Origin of the sequence: Eilatimonas milleporae (genome assembly GCF_003688555.1) — a bacterium.
Lineage (GTDB): Bacteria > Pseudomonadota > Alphaproteobacteria > Sphingomonadales > Kordiimonadaceae > Eilatimonas > Eilatimonas milleporae.
Window position 1 is genome coordinate 114,537 of the sequence record NZ_REFR01000010.1, and the last position, 15,112, is coordinate 129,648.

Annotated in this window: 10 protein-coding genes; 3 read left to right on the plus strand and 7 right to left on the minus strand. The window is 62.4% G+C overall.

Annotated features, from left to right (window positions below; all coding sequences use genetic code 11):
• Positions 1 to 560 precede the first annotated feature (560 nt).
• Genes BXY39_RS05395 through BXY39_RS05410 form a run of 4 tightly spaced genes read right to left on the minus strand, consistent with a single transcriptional unit; the run spans position 561 to position 6,239 of the window.
• Positions 561 to 1,727: an isovaleryl-CoA dehydrogenase gene (locus BXY39_RS05395; protein ID WP_121937839.1), complete on the minus strand. Its 1,167-nt coding sequence runs from the start codon at positions 1,725 to 1,727 to the stop codon at positions 561 to 563.
• Positions 1,728 to 1,761: 34 nt separating this feature from the next.
• Positions 1,762 to 3,807, minus strand: a complete 2,046-nt coding sequence (locus BXY39_RS05400) for an acetyl/propionyl/methylcrotonyl-CoA carboxylase subunit alpha (RefSeq protein ID WP_121937840.1) — start codon at positions 3,805 to 3,807, stop codon at positions 1,762 to 1,764.
• Positions 3,804 to 4,610: an enoyl-CoA hydratase-related protein gene (locus tag BXY39_RS05405; RefSeq protein ID WP_121938362.1), complete on the minus strand. Its 807-nt coding sequence runs from the start codon at positions 4,608 to 4,610 to the stop codon at positions 3,804 to 3,806. Before BXY39_RS05405 ends, BXY39_RS05400 begins: the two co-directional genes overlap by 4 nt.
• Positions 4,611 to 4,634: 24 nt before the next feature.
• Complete coding sequence (locus tag BXY39_RS05410; protein WP_121937841.1) at positions 4,635 to 6,239, minus strand: carboxyl transferase domain-containing protein; 1,605 nt, start codon at positions 6,237 to 6,239, stop codon at positions 4,635 to 4,637.
• A gap of 286 nt (positions 6,240 to 6,525) precedes the next feature.
• Between BXY39_RS05410 and BXY39_RS05415 the strand changes: the two genes are divergently transcribed.
• The 3 genes from BXY39_RS05415 (at position 6,526) to BXY39_RS05425 (ending at position 11,983) form a co-directional block, all read left to right on the plus strand.
• Positions 6,526 to 7,419 carry a LysR family transcriptional regulator gene (locus BXY39_RS05415; protein WP_245998974.1) on the plus strand — a complete coding sequence of 298 codons (894 nt, stop codon included), beginning with the start codon at positions 6,526 to 6,528 and terminating at the stop codon, positions 7,417 to 7,419.
• A gap of 350 nt (positions 7,420 to 7,769) precedes the next feature.
• A complete protein-coding gene (locus tag BXY39_RS05420; protein WP_170163649.1) occupies positions 7,770 to 8,885 on the plus strand; it encodes an efflux RND transporter periplasmic adaptor subunit in 1,116 nt (371 codons plus the stop codon).
• A complete protein-coding gene (locus BXY39_RS05425) occupies positions 8,882 to 11,983 on the plus strand; it encodes an efflux RND transporter permease subunit (protein WP_121937844.1) in 3,102 nt (1,033 codons plus the stop codon). Before BXY39_RS05420 ends, BXY39_RS05425 begins: the two co-directional genes overlap by 4 nt.
• Before the next feature lie 94 nt (positions 11,984 to 12,077).
• Here BXY39_RS05425 and BXY39_RS05430 read toward each other — a convergent pair whose 3' ends face one another.
• From BXY39_RS05430 to BXY39_RS05440, 3 genes are all read right to left on the minus strand, one after another.
• Positions 12,078 to 12,992: a phytanoyl-CoA dioxygenase family protein gene (locus BXY39_RS05430; RefSeq protein WP_121937845.1), complete on the minus strand. Its 915-nt coding sequence runs from the start codon at positions 12,990 to 12,992 to the stop codon at positions 12,078 to 12,080.
• A 111-nt stretch (positions 12,993 to 13,103) separates the two neighbouring features.
• Entirely contained in the window at positions 13,104 to 14,342 is a 1,239-nt protein-coding gene (locus BXY39_RS05435) for a threonine ammonia-lyase (protein ID WP_121937846.1), read from the minus strand.
• Between the two features lie 144 nt (positions 14,343 to 14,486).
• Complete coding sequence (locus BXY39_RS05440; protein ID WP_170163650.1) at positions 14,487 to 14,951, minus strand: nuclear transport factor 2 family protein; 465 nt, start codon at positions 14,949 to 14,951, stop codon at positions 14,487 to 14,489.
• Positions 14,952 to 15,112 lie beyond the last annotated feature (161 nt).

Sequence of the window (15,112 nt, forward strand, 5' to 3'; positions counted from 1 at the left end):
ATGATCCGTATCAGCGTTGTGCCGTTTGTGTGCTGTTTGCAAGAGTCGGGCAAACCCGGTGTATCAGGCCGATTTGTTCCCCATGGCTTTCCCGCGATGTCCTTGCCCGGGAGCGCCCGTGTCCGGGCTTTAACCGCAAACCGTATCTTCAATCAAGGCAATGCGTGCCGTCTTTTTTACCGGGGCGAATTTGCACCGGCCAAGACAGATGCGGGCCGCTGCGTATCCCTTACCCTTCCCAAATGGTTTATCCGTTGCCAATACGGTATCCGAGCGTGGCTTATCCGCCGTATGGCTTAAATTCCCTGTGCTGTCAGCACCCTCCTAGGTACATAATATGGCAGAAAAGCTTTGAAATGAGCTTTCTAAGTTTGCGCGGACGCGCAATCTTCACAGCCATTACTCCCCCGACCGTGAAAGAAAAAAAGAATTTGCAGGGAAACCATGCGTATATGCAATGGTTTGAAAATCCTAATTTCAACAAGCGTTTAAAGAATATATTTCGATGAAGCGGACGGTTAGCCCCGATTCATCCCCATCGCCGGTTCATGGGAGGCGGCTTAGCGTGTTTCTTCAAACAGTTCGCGGCCGATGAGCATCCGGCGTATTTCCGATGTGCCCGCACCGATTTCATACAGCTTGGCATCGCGCCAGAAGCGGCCCGTGGGATATTCGTTGATATAGCCGTTTCCGCCAAGTGCGCGAATGGCCTCGCCCGCCATCCATGTGGCCTTTTCCGCAGCATAAAGAATACATCCGGCCGCATCCTTGCGCGTCGTTTCCTTGCGATCGCAGGCTTCGGCGACCGCATAGACATAGGCCCGGCAAGCGCCCCAGGCGGCATACATGTCCGCCAGTTTACCCTGCATAAGCTGGAATGTGCCGATGGGCTGGCCGAACTGTTCGCGCTCATGCACATAAGGGATCACCGTGTCCAGGCAGGCGCGCATGAGGCCGAGCGGTCCGCCCGCGAGCACCACACGTTCATAATCCAGCCCGGACATCAGAACGTTTACGCCCCGGCCTTCCTCGCCAAGGATGTTCTCGAACGGTACGAAGCAGTTATCGAAGACCAGTTCGCAGGTGCTGGACCCGCGCATGCCAAGTTTGTCCAGCTTCTGCGCGGTGGAAAAGCCTTCGAAATCCTTTTCGATCAAAAAGGCCGTGATGCCGCGTGCGCCTGCGTCCGGGTTCGTCTTGGCATAAACAACCAGAGTGTCCGCATCCGGCCCATTGGTGATCCACATTTTATTGCCGGTCAGGAGGAAGCCGTCATTGCGGCGTTCCGCTTTCAGCTTCATCGAGACCACGTCGGAGCCGGACCCCGGTTCCGACATGGCAAGGGCGCCCACATGCTCGCCGGAGATCAGTTTGGGCAGATATTTCGCCTTTTGATCGGTATTGCCATTAAGGGCAATCTGGTTGACGCACAGGTTTGAATGCGCGCCGTAGCTGAGACCGACGGCCCCGCTGGCGCGGCTGATTTCCTCCATCGCGATCACATGGGCGAGATAGCCGAGCCCGGCACCGCCGTCTTCTTCCGGTACCGTCAGGCCGAGGAGGCCAAGCGCCCCCATTTCCGGCCACAGATCGCGCGGGAAGGTATTGGTTTCATCGACGTCAGCCGCGCGCGGCGCGATGGTGTCACCGGCGAAGCGTGCGACCGTATCGCGCAGCATGGCGATGTCTTCGCCGTGGTTGAAGGAGAGATGCGGAAAATCGAACATGGGGGCTATGTCCTTTCCTGTGTTCGCAGTTTCATCAGTTTTGCTCGTCCAGGTGCAGCAGGGTTTCCCCGTCACCGACCAATACGCCCGGCGTGGCCGACAGACCGTGCACAATACCGTCGCGCGGCGCGGCAAGCGTTTGCTCCATTTTCATGGCTTCCATCACGATGAGGGCATCGCCCTTGGTCACGCTGTCGCCGTCCTTGACCAGTACTTCGAGGATTTTGCCCGGCATCGGTGCCGTGATGGTGCCGGGGCCTTCCATGCCGTCGTCCAGCGATCCGGTGCGACTGTGGCGCGGCAAGGTCAGCGTCCTGTCCGCGCCGATCAGGGTTACATGGGTGTCGGTCACATCCGCGAACAGGCTTTCGCTTATCCTGTTAATGCTGAGGGTCAGCCGGCTTGCGTCCGTAAAACAGGCCGCGCCGTCAAAGTGTTCCGTGCCGACGCTGATCCGCCAGCCGTCCGCATGATGGATGCTGGTGACCGTCAATTCGGTGCCGCTTTCGGTTTCGACAGTCTCGAACAGATGCTGTTCGCTGTCCGCGAGGTTCAGGCGGAAGCCGTCCACCGTATCCCATGGATGGGATGAGCGGCCGAGCCCGTGGCGGTACTGACGCGCCGCCAGAATGGCCAGCACCGCGCGCGCATAATCATGTGCGCCGACCGTGGGCGGGGTCAGCAGGGCGGTTTCTTCCGCCGCGATAAAGCCGGTATCCAGGACCGCGTCCTGAAACCGCGCGGTGCCGAGAATGCGCGCCAGAAAGTCGCGATTGGTCGCCAGGCCGGCCACCGGCGTTGCAGCGATCAGCCGTTGCAGGCGCACTGTCGCCGTCTCGCGGTCCGGGCCCCAGGCGATCAGCTTGGCGATCATCGGGTCGTAATGGACGGAGATATCATCGCCCGCGCGCACGCCCGCATCCACCCGGCAACCGTCCTCGACCGCCGCGTCCGGGTCAAACAGGCCGAGTGTTCCGGTTTGCGGCAGGAAATCCCTGAACGGGTCTTCGGCATACAGCCGGGCTTCAATCGCATGACCGTTCAGGCGTACGTCGATCCCGTCCTGGGTAAGTGGCAAGGGGGCGCCCTCGGCCACGCGGATCTGCCATTCGACGAAATCCAGTCCGGTCACCAGTTCACTGACGGGATGTTCCACCTGGAGGCGGGTGTTCATCTCCATGAAGTAAAAGGCGGTTTCATCATGAAGACCGCCGCTGCCGTCGACGATGAACTCCACCGTTCCCGCACCCTGATACCCGATGCTGGCCGCCGCCTTAACCGCCGCCGTGCCCATGGCCGCGCGCAGGACGGGCGGCATGCCTGGGGCAGGGGCTTCCTCGACCACCTTCTGGTGGCGGCGCTGGATGGAGCAGTCGCGCTCAAACAAATGAACGGCGTTATCATGCGCGTCGCCGAAGACCTGCACCTCGATATGGCGCGGACTGGTGACGAATTTCTCAATCAGCAGATGATCGTTGCCGAAGCTGTTCGCCGCCTCCCGCCGGGCGGAGGCAATGGCCGCTTCCAGATCCTGGGCCTGATCCACCAGGCGCATGCCTTTGCCGCCGCCGCCTGCCACGGCCTTTACCAGGACGGGGTAGCCGATGGTGTCCGCCTCGGCTTTGAAGCGGGACAGCGATTGGTCCTCGCCGTGATAGCCGGGGACGACGGGCACGCCTGCCTCGGCCATAAGGGCCTTTGACGCATCTTTCAGTGCCATGGCACGGATGGCGGATGCGGGTGGCCCGATGAAGATCACACCGGCCTTGTCACAGGCGTCGGCAAAGTCGGGATTTTCCGACAGAAAGCCATAGCCGGGATGAACGGCGTCCGCCCCGGTCGCCTTCGCGGCCTCAAGGATTTTGTCGATGCGCAGATAGCTTTCGCTTGCCGCCGCGGGGCCGATGGCCACGGCCCTGTCCGCAAGTGCCACATGGCGCGCGTGGATATCGGCGTCGGAATAGACGGCGACCGTTTCAATGCCCAGACGGCGGCAGGTCCCGATGATACGACAGGCAATCTCGCCCCGGTTGGCGATCAGCAGGGTGCGGATACGCCGAATGTCCTGCCGCGCGCTCATTGCCCTTTGCTCCATATGGGCGGGCGTTTGGCGAAAAAGGCCGCGATGCCTTCTTTCGCCTCGTCCGTGCCGCGGCGTGCGGCGATGCGCTCAGAAGTGGCGGTGCGGACGTCCTGCCCGATGGGCCGTCCGGCAAAATCGGCGATCAGCCGTTTGGCGTCGGCGACCGCGCCGGGGGCATTTTTCAAAATCTCGTCCACCATGGTTTCCGCCACGGCGATGGCGGCGTCCCGGTCGGCCGCAATGCTGTGAACGAGGCCGATTGCGGACGCCGCTTCGGCGTCAAACCGTTCGGCGGTGAGGAAATAGCGCCGTGCCGCCCGTGCGCCGATGGCGGCGAGCACATAGGGGCTGATGGTCGCGGGCGTCAACCCCAGCCGTACTTCAGAGAGGGAAAATCTGGCGTCCCGGCTGGCGATGGCTACGTCGGCCGCCGCCGTCAGCCCGACGCCGCCGCCGAACGCCGCACCGTGTACAACGGCGATCACCGGCTTGGGGCAGTCATTGATGGCCGACAGCATGGCGGACAGGCGCAGCGCATCCTCGCGGTTTTCCTGCCCGCTGAAATTTGCCGCCGCCTTCATCCAGCCAAGGTCGGCACCGGCCGAGAAGCTGCGCCCCGCACCGGTGAGCAGCACGGCGCGCACAGCCGTATTTTCGGCAAAGCCGGTGAAGGCGTCCGTCAGGGCGGCGATCATGTCCGGATTGAAGGCATTGTGCACATCCGCCCGGTTCAGTGTCGCGCGGGCCAGGCCATTTTCGCCAATATCGACAAGAAGTGTATCGTTTATCGCTGTGTTCATGGCGACGCTCATCCCTTTGGCCCCTTACATGCGGAACACGCCGAAGCGCGTCGTCTCAACCGGCGCGTTGGCCGCCGCCGCAAGACCGAGGGCAAGCGTGCGGCGGGTGTCCGCCGGATCGATCACACCGTCGTCCCACAGGCGGGCACTGGCATATGTGGGATGGCCCTGTGCCTCATACTGCTCGCGGATGGGGGCCTTGAAGGCGTCTTCTTCGTCCGCCGGCCAGCTTTGACCGCGTGCTTCCATACCATCGCGTTTGACGGTGGCGAGCACCGTGGCCGCCTGTTCGCCGCCCATGACGGAAATGCGCGCGTTCGGCCACATCCACAGGAAGCGGGGCCCATAGGCACGCCCGCACATACCGTAATTGCCGGCGCCAAAGCTGCCACCGATCAACATGGTAAATTTCGGCACCTTTGCGCAGGCGACGGCTGTCACCATCTTCGCGCCGTCCCGTGCGATGCCGCTGTTTTCGTATTTGCGGCCAACCATGAAGCCGGTGATGTTCTGCAGGAAAACGAGCGGAATGCCCCGCTGCGCGCACAGTTCGATAAAGTGCGCGCCCTTCAGCGCGCTTTCGGAAAAGAGCACGCCATTGTTGGCGACAATACCGACCGGATAGCCCCAGATATGGGCGAAACCGGTGACAAGTGTTTCGCCGTACAGCTTTTTGAACTCGTCAAATTCGCTGCCGTCCACCAGACGGGCGATGACTTCCCGTACATCATAGGGCTGGCGGACATCCCTGGGGATCACGCCGTACAGCTCCCCCGGATCATACAGCGGTTCGCGCACCGTCTCCGGCGTCATGCTGCGTGTGGCGGGACCGAGAGTGGCGACAATACGCCGGGCAAGCGCCAGGGCGTGCGCATCGTCACGGGCCAGATGGTCGACCACGCCGGACTGGCGGGCGTGTACGTCACCGCCACCCAGATCTTCGGCGCTGACCACCTCGCCGGTGGCGGCTTTCACCAGCGGCGGCCCGCCGAGAAAGATGGTGCCCTGATTCTGGACGATGATGCTTTCATCCGCCATGGCGGGCACATACGCGCCGCCTGCCGTACAGCTGCCCATCACGGCGGCGATTTGCGGGATGCCCATGCCGGAAAGCGTCGCCTGATTGTAGAAAATCCGGCCGAAGTGATCGCGGTCCGGAAAGACCTCATCCTGGTTGGGCAGATTGGCGCCGCCGCTGTCCACCAGATACAGGCAGGGCAGACGGTTTTCCCGTGCGATATCCTGCGCGCGCAGATGTTTTTTCACTGTGACTGGATAATAGGTGCCGCCCTTGACGGTGGCATCATTGCAGACGATCACGCATTCACGGCCCGATACGCGGCCAATGCCGGTGATCAGGCCGGCTGCCGGCACATCGTCATCATACAGTCTGTATCCGGCAAGCTGCGACAGCTCCAGAAACGGGCTGCCGGGGTCAAGCAGGCGGGCGATGCGGTCACGCGGCAACAGTTTGCCGCGTGCCAGATGCTTCTCCCGTGCGCGTTCCGGCCCACCGAGGGCAATACGCGCCACCAGGTCGCGCAGCTCCCGTACCTGGGCGGCCATATGCGCCCGATTTTCCTGAAAATCGGTTTCGGACGGTTTCAATGCACTGGTCAATACGGCCATCAGTGGCATCCTTGGCAATCGGCGGCGGACAGCGGCACGGACGGGCGGGCACATTGACGGTTGGGCAAACTGGGCCGGTCAAACTGGTGAACAGCCGGCAGGGTTCCTTCAACCTTGCCCGCCGGCCGTTCACACCGACCACTCACAGCAGGGGCGGCACAATATGCCAGTATCACCTGCTACCCATCCTTGCGTCAGGGTCCTCCCTCCGGTCGCGTGGGGACTATACGCAGATGCATCTCATTGGTAAAATCGAGTAGAACTATCCTTTCCATAGATGGTGTCTATGTTTGATCTGTATCTTTTGCGCTATTTTCTGGCTGTCGTTGAGAGCGGCAGTTTCACCCGCGCGGCGGAGCGTGTCTTTGTCACCCAGCCGACCCTGTCGGCAGGGATCAAAAAACTGGAAGCGCAGGTGGGCCAGCCGCTGTTCGAGCGCAGCAGCCGCCGCGTTTTCCTGACGGACGCGGGTACCCGTTTTCTGCCGCGCGCCAAGGCCATTTTGCACGAGTGCAACATGGCCATGCAGGCGGTGGACGATGCCCCGGTGCGGCCGGTGTTGCGCATCGGCCTGCTTGTCACGTTGCCGAACCGGGTCATGGGCCGGTTGCTGGGGGCCTTCCACGACGCCAACCCCTCCGTGACGCTGGAGATCACCGACGGCACGGAGCAGGAGCTTCTGAACCGGCTGGACGACCGCAGTCTCGATTACGCCATTTCCATTGACCGGGGGGAGGGCACGTATCCGGCCCTGCTGCTCAAAGAGGAGGCCTATGTTTTTATCGTGGCGCGGGATCACGGACTGTCGGGCCGCAGGCACATTTCCGCCGCCGACCTGCGCGAGGAACGCATGATCGTACGCAGTCGCTGCGAGGTGCTGAGCGAAACCAGCCGGTATTTCACCGACCATAATGTGCGCCCGCGTCTGGTTTACCGCACCGGCAACGAAGGCAGGGCGCTGGCCATGGTGGCCGCCGGCGTCGGCGCAACGGTGGTGCCGGAAGGACTGGTGGATGACCGCGTATCGTCAATGACACTGACGGGATTTCCCTACAGGCGGCGTTTGGCGCTTTTGAGGCCGCGTTACGCGCTGTCCCCGGGGCTGGAGGCCGTCGCCCGCTGTTTCGAGGACAGTGTCAAAACACATCTGGGCGAAGGGCATGGGACCGCTGTGCCGTAACACACAGGGTGCGGGCATTGTTCCGCAGGGGTGAACCGTGTTTGAGAGCGGGGTCCCGCCGCCGACGATACAGGCGGGAAAACGGGCTGAGAAAACAGGTCGGGAAACTGGTCGGGTTTCACCTGATTGTGATCCCTTAAACCCCGATAAATCTTGTCTTATTACCTGTAAGGGATATGTGTTCTCATGAAGTTATCCACCTGTTCGCGCAGTGAGAAATATAATAACATTATCGGAGCGTAACGGTATGCTGCGGGCGGGACGCCGGTGCGGATACCCGGTGGCGGACACATTCATACTGTTTTCAGGCATACTGCTTTGAGAGATTCTGTCTTGAGGGAATGGGGCTTATGACGCAGGGACGTCTTTTTCTGGTTGCGATACTGGTAGTGCTGGGCGGCGTGGCCGGGTGGCTGCTGTTTTCCGAAGGCCGTGGCGGCGAACGGGGCGGATTTGCGGCGCGTACCGTGACCGTCAAGGCAACGGCGCTCGAAAGGCAGACGTTCCGCGATATCGTCGAGGCCATAGGGACCGCGCAGGCACGGGAGTCCGTTACATTGACCGCCCGCGTGTCCGATACGGTCGAGGCCGTGCATTTCGATGACGGGCAGGTGGTCAGCCGCAACGACCTGCTTGTGTCCATCACCGATGACGAGGAACAGGCCCTGATGCGGGAGGCCGAGGCCACACTGCTGGAGGCCACGCAGCAATTGAAGAGAACCGAGGATCTGGTCACGCGCGGCAATGCGTCCGTGTCGACCCTGGATACACAGCGCCGTGTCGTCACCGAAGCCCAGTCCCGCCTGACAGCCGCGCGTGCCAGGTTGAACGACCGCAAGATCCGCGCCCCGTTTGACGGGGTTCTGGGTCTGCGTCAGGTCAGTGAAGGGGCGTTGCTGTCCCAAAGCGCGCCGATCACCACGATTGATGCCATCGACATCATCAATCTGGATTTTTCCGTGCCGGAACGCTTTATCGCCACGCTGACGCCGGGCCAAAGCGTGCAGGCCCAGGTGGATGCCTATCCCGACCGCCTGTTCGAGGGCAAGGTGAAAACCATCGACAGCCGCGTCGATCCGGCAACACGGTCCGTGATCGTGCGGGCCGAAATTCCCAATCCGTCCTTGCTGCTGCGTCCGGGCATGCTGATGACGGTGGAGGTCATTTCCCGCGTGTGGGAGGCGCTTGCCGTGCCCGAGGAAGCGGTCGTTCCCACGGGCGGCGCCAATTATGTCTTCATCATCAGTGATGACCGGGCGGAGCGCCGCCGGGTTGAACTGGGACTGCGCCGTCCGGGCTATGTCGAGGTGTTGAGCGGATTGAGCGACGACGACCGGGTCGTGACCGAGGGGACCCTGCGCCTTGGCCGGCAGGGCATTCAGGTCCGCGTTCTTGACGACACGCCGGAGCGGAAAGGCGCGCCGGAAGCCCGCCGCCGCTACGCAGGAGAGGAGAGCCCGGCATGATTCTGTCCGACATATCCGTCAAGCGCCCGGTTTTCGCCACTGTTATCAGTCTGTTGCTGATCGCTCTCGGGCTGATTTCCTTTACCCGGCTGTCCGTGCGGGAACTGCCTGACGTGGATCCGCCCTTCGTATCGGTCGAAACGCGCTATCCCGGTGCCAATGCCGCCGTGGTGGAAACCCGTGTCACCCAGATACTGGAAAGCAGTATTGCCGGAGTGGAGGGAATCAAGACCATCGAATCCACCAGCCGCGATGGTCGTTCCGACATCAGCATTGAATTTAACCTGGATCGCAGTATCGATGCCGGCGCCAATGACGTGCGGGATCGTATCAGCCGGGTCATCGACAATCTGCCCGATGAGGTCGAGCCGCCCGAGGTCGCCAAGGCGGACGGCGACACGCGGCCTGTCATCTGGTTCAACCTGACCAGCCCGGTCATGGATATCCTGCAACTGACCGATTATGCCGACCGCAACATCGTCGACCGTCTGTCGGTGGTGGACGGTGTGTCCGGGGTGCGGGTCGGCGGCCAGAAGCGCTATGCCATGCGGATCCATCTGGACCGTCAGGCCATGGCGGCCCGTGCCGTTACCGTAACGGATATTGAAAATGCCCTGCTGGCGGAAAATGTCGAACTGCCGGCCGGCAAGGTGGAATCCGTCAACCGGGACACCATTGTCCGCGTCAACCGGGAATATACCCGTGCCGAGGATTTCGAAAGCCTGCTGATCCGCGAGGGGCGTGACGGCAGCTTTGTAAATCTCGGGGATGTGTCGACCATAGAATTGGGAGCCGAACGGGATGAGCGCAGTTTTCGCGGCAACGGCAACCCGCTGATCGGGATCGGCGTCGTCAAACAGTCCAAGGCCAACACGCTGGCCGTGGCCCAGGCCGTCAAGCGCGAGGTCGCGCGCATCCGCCAGACCCTGCCGGAAAGCATGGAACTGCTGGCGTCCTATGACAGTTCGGTTTTCATCGACGAGGCCATCGTCGAGGTCTACAGGACCCTTGCCATCGCCATGGGACTGGTGGTGCTGGTGCTGTATCTGTTTCTTGGCAATGCGCGTACGGTTCTGGTGCCTGCGGTCACCGTGCCGGTATCCATCATCGCCAGCTTCTGGGTTCTCAACATGACGGGCGTGTCGATCAACCTGATCACGCTGCTGGGCCTGGTGCTGGCCATCGGTCTGGTCGTTGACGATGCCATTGTCGTGCTGGAAAACATCTATCGCCGCGTGGAGGAGGGCGAGCCGGGCCTGCTGGCCGCCTATCGCGGGGCCCGGCAGGTGGGTTTTGCCGTGATTGCCACGACGCTGGTGCTGATCGGCGTATTCCTGCCCATCATGTTCCTGACCGGCAATATCGGCCGCCTGTTCGGCGAACTGGCGATCACCATGACGGCGGCGGTGGCGTTTTCCAGCCTGATCGCGCTCAGCCTGTCGCCGATGATGTGTTCCTATCTGGTGCGTCGGCGCAACAAGAAACCGGCGTTTGCCAAGCGGCTGGATATCGCATTCCAAGCCCTGCAGGAAGGGTATACCCGTGTTCTGACCGTGTGTCTCGCCAACAAGGGGCTGGTCATCACCGCCTTTATCCTGTGTTTCGCCATTATTGCCGGCGTGCAGGGCCGTATCCCCAGTGAACTGGCGCCGGTGGAGGACCGTTCATACCTGTTTCTCAGGGTTCAGGGGCCGGAAGGGGCCAGCCATGAGTTTATGGACGCCCAGGCCGACAAGGTGGAAGAACAGATCCTGCCATTGCTGGAAACCGGCGAGCTTGTGCGTCTGCTGCTGCGCGTTGAAGGCGGCAGCGGCTGGGGCTTCGTCATCCTGACCCCCTGGGGGGAACGCGAACGGTCCGCCGGCGAGATCGCCGATGAGCTGCGGCGCAAGCTGGGCCAGTATGTGCCGGGTATTCAGGCCATTCCCATCCAGACCAACGGCCTGTCGCGCGGCGGCGGCAGCGGCGAGGAATTCCAGTTCGTCGTCGGTGCCGACACCTATGAGGAACTGGGCCGCTATACCGAAATCCTGCGCGAGGAATTGCGGAGCTATCCCGGTCTGGTCAATGTGGATATCGACTATAAGGAAACCCAGCCGCAATTCCGCATCCGGATCGACCGGACGCGGGCGGCCGATATCGGCGTGCCGATCCAGGAAATCGGCCGGACGCTGGAAACCATGATGGGCGGGCGCAATGTCACCACCTTCGTCCAGGAGGGCGAGGAGTATGACGTCATCCTCCAGGCGGAGGAAAACGACCGGCGCGAACCCGCCGATATGACCAATATCTATGTGGCCTCGCGCAGCGGCGGCCTGATCCCGCTGAGCAATCTGGTCCGCGTCGAGGAAACGTCCGGTGCCTCGGCCCTGCGCCGCTTCAACCGGGTCCGGGCGCTGACCGTGTCGGCCAATCTGGCGCCCGGCTATGCGCTCGGCGATGCCGTCACCTTCATGGAAGGGCTGGTGCGCGAGGTCATTCCCGATGCCACCAGCATCGATTACAAGGGCGCGACGCGGGAATACAAGGAAGCGGGCGGCGATATCTATTTCATCTTCGCCATGGCGCTTGTGGTCGTCTTTCTGGTGTTGGCGGCGCAGTTTGAAAGCTTTATCCATCCCATCGTCATCATGATCACGGTACCGCTGGCGGTGCTGGGCGGTCTGGCCGGTCTGTATCTGGCGGGCAGCACGCTGAATATATACAGCCAGCTGGGGATGATCATGCTGATCGGACTGGCGGCGAAAAACGGTATTCTGATCGTCGAATTCGCCAATCAGATGCGGGACGAGGGACTGTCGGTGCGCGAGGCATTGATGAGTTCCGCCCGGACCCGTCTGCGTCCGATCATGATGACGGGCCTGTCCACCGCCATCGGTGCCGTACCCCTGATGCTGGCAAGCGGGGCCGGGTCCGCCAGCCGGCAGACCATCGGCGTCGTGGTGTTCGGCGGGGTGATCGTCGCCACCTTCTTCACGCTGTTCATCGTGCCGGTGTTTTACGACATGCTGGCGCGCTACACACGCTCCCCCGGCCATGTGGCGGCCAAGCTGAAAGACCATGAGGACAAGGAAGCAAGCGGCATCCCGGCGGAGTGAGGGATGCCGACGGAAACCATACGGCGTCTTGGTGCGGTGCTGCGGACTACAGTCGTCAGGGATTTCAGGTGTTGGGGATTTCAGGTGTTAGGGGTTATAGGGGCAGGAACGGCGAGGGCCTGTTGGTGCCGAAGATGGCAAGCCTGAAGGCGCCCGGTGTCGCGTCACCGCGCCGGTGAAAGCCGAAAGTGTTGGCAATGACCAATGTGTTCGCCGGTACGGTGAAGGCTTTCGGTGCCGACAAGCCCAGTGCGTCACGTTCCTGCGGCGATACCCGGAAAGCGCTGGCCCGGCTGCCGCGGGGGTGCCGCAGGGCCTCTTCGATGCGTCGGATTTCCCACCGATAACGGGTCTCGTTTAGCCGATGGCTGCCGGGGACATACATGAAAGGCCCGTTTTCGTCCCGCACATCCTCCAGAAACAGCCAGAATTTCACCGTCGGTGTAAAAGTGTCCCTGTGCAGGTCCTTCTGAGGGTCGTGGGCATCCGCTGTGCCGCCGTGACATGTGCGATTGATCCAGAAATGCCTGTGGCGCACCCGTCTGCCCACAATCGCGAGAGAGGCCTCATGCAGGCGCGGATCGTCGAGAATGCTGGCGGCGATGTCCCTGTCGCGGTCGTCCGTCAGGCGGTTCAGGATAACAAAGCGGCCGAGCGTACCGCCTTCGCACCGGTCGAAGCCCCATGGATAAAGGGTTTTGGGCGCGAAACCGCTGGCACGCCTGTCCGGGACCGGGTCATGCGCGGCCACGTCGTCCAGTACCCTCAGTGCCATATTCCGCAGCCGTTTGAAATCCGGCAGGGGCAGAAAGTCAGGCACCATGGCGAAGCCGTCCCGCCGCACCGCCCGACCGATGGCGGAGCGGTCCCGCCACCACAGACGGGTGCGCAGAGCCGTCAGCGCATGGGCGGTGCGAATACGGGCCGGCCAGAAGCCGAGGGCGTTCAGCGACCGGCTGCCCAGTATCGGATCGTTCAGGTTTTTTTCCGCGGTCAGGAGTTTCAGCATCGGCAGCGGGACATGGCAAAAGTGGCACAGCCGATAGCTGATACTATTCGTATTGCGATTGCAAGGCGCATTTCATCCTGTTTTCCGGGAACGGGGAATGTCTGCTGCCGGTCAGACCGTCCGGGCGCTTTCCACCTGGAAGCCCTGTTCCTCCAGTGCTGTGCGCAGGCGGTCGGCGTGGGCGCGATCCTTGGTTTCCACCACCAGCTCCATTTCCGTCATTTTCAGGGAAATGGCGCCGAACTCGCGCTGGTGCTGCACCTCGATCACATTGGCGCCGACCTGGGCGACAACGGCGGTGACCCGGGCCAGGCTGCCGGGTTGGTCCAGCATGGTGATGCGGAAGCGGTTGATCCGCCCGTCGCGCGCGAGACCGCGCATGATGGCGGAGGCCAGCAGCCGCAGGTCGATGTTGCCGCCGGTCAGCACCATGCCGACCTTCTTGCCGCGAAAGCGTTCGGGATAATTCTGCAGGGCCGCGAGGCTGGTGGCGCCGGCGCCCTCGACGACGATTTTCTCAATTTCCATCATGGTGACGATGGCCGCCTCCATGCGGGCCTCCGGCACGGTCAGGATCTCGTCGACATGGGCGCCGACGACGGCCTGGGTGTTGGTGCCGGCCTGGGCGACGGCGATGCCTTCGGCGATGGTGACGCCGCCATGCACTTCCGTCACCCCGTCCATGGCGCGCTTCATGGACGGATAGGCCTCGGTCTGGACGCCGACTAGGTGGATGTCCGGGTTCATCGCCTTGGCGATCGTCGCCATGCCGGCAATGAGGCCGCCGCCGCCGACCGGGACCAGCAGAATGTCCAGATCGGGGACGTCCTCCAGCATTTCCAGCCCGACGGTGCCCTGTCCGGCCATGACAAGCGGATCGTCATAGGGGTGTATGAAGGTGAGGCCTTCCTTCTCGGCGATTTCCGCCGCCGCCTTGTTGGCTTCCTCCAGCGAGCCGCCGCTGAGCACGACGCGCGCGCCCAGTTCCTCGGTGCTTTTGATCTTGTTGAAGGGGGTGCCCGCCGGCATGACGATGGTGGCCGGGATGCCGAGCCGTGCGGCGTGATAGCTGACCCCCTGGGCATGGTTGCCGGCGGACATGGCGATGACGCCGCGTGTCTCGGCCGGCAGGGACAGAAGCTTGTTCAGCGCCCCGCGTTCCTTGTAGGTGGCGGTGAACTGGAAAATCTCGAACTTCAGATAACAGTCGGCACCGGTGATGGCGCTGAGCGTTTTGGAGTGTTCCATCGGCGTGCGTTTGACGGCATCGCCGATGGCGACGGCGGCCGCGCGGACGTCATCCGCCGAAATGGGCAGGCTGTCGGAGACGGGCGTCGGATCGTGGGCCATGGCATCACCTTGCAATCATGAGTGCGGCACCGCAAGTTTCCTACGGTGCCGTTTCCTCTGCCATAGGGGACCGCCGCCTGTCCAGCATAGTGGCCCTCTGTCAGGCGACCGATCCCTGCCGCTGTGCCCGGATAGAGCCTTATTCTACTGCCTGACAAAGGCCTTGTTGATGATTTTCCAGCGATCGCCGACTTTCGCCAGGGTCAGAATGTCAAAAAAGCGGCCGTTGCTGTCGAAGACGACCGTGGCCAGCCGCCCGTCCACCACATTCATCGACAGGATTTTGCCGGTGCGGGGCGTTTGCGCAGGATCGCCGGACGCCCAGCGGGGCAGCACGTCCGCCATGTTCCAGACGCGCACATATGGTGTGCCGTCCTCGTTTTCGGCCACGGTCAGCATTTGCGCCGTTTCGCTGGCGAAAGCCCGCTCAAGACGTTCCAGGCTGGCTTCGCCCTGACCGTCGAGATAATCGAACACGGCGGCGGTGACCGCGTCATGATCGCTCGTCGCGGGGGCGGCGAGAGCGGGCGCGGCCTGTCCGGCCAGCAGTGACAGGAGCGCCAGCCCCAGGGCGGCGCCCGCGATGGTATAGCCGTACGGTGATTTCATGATGTGGAGTCCCCTTCCTGATCCTGTCGGTTCCCGCACCAGCATACGCTGTAAAAGCCCCCCGAAAAACCTAAACCAATGTTGGAGACAGTCGGGCCCGGCGCAAGCCGGCTCAAGGCCGGGCCAGCGCCGGGTCAAACCGGTCAGGGGGGTGACTGAAT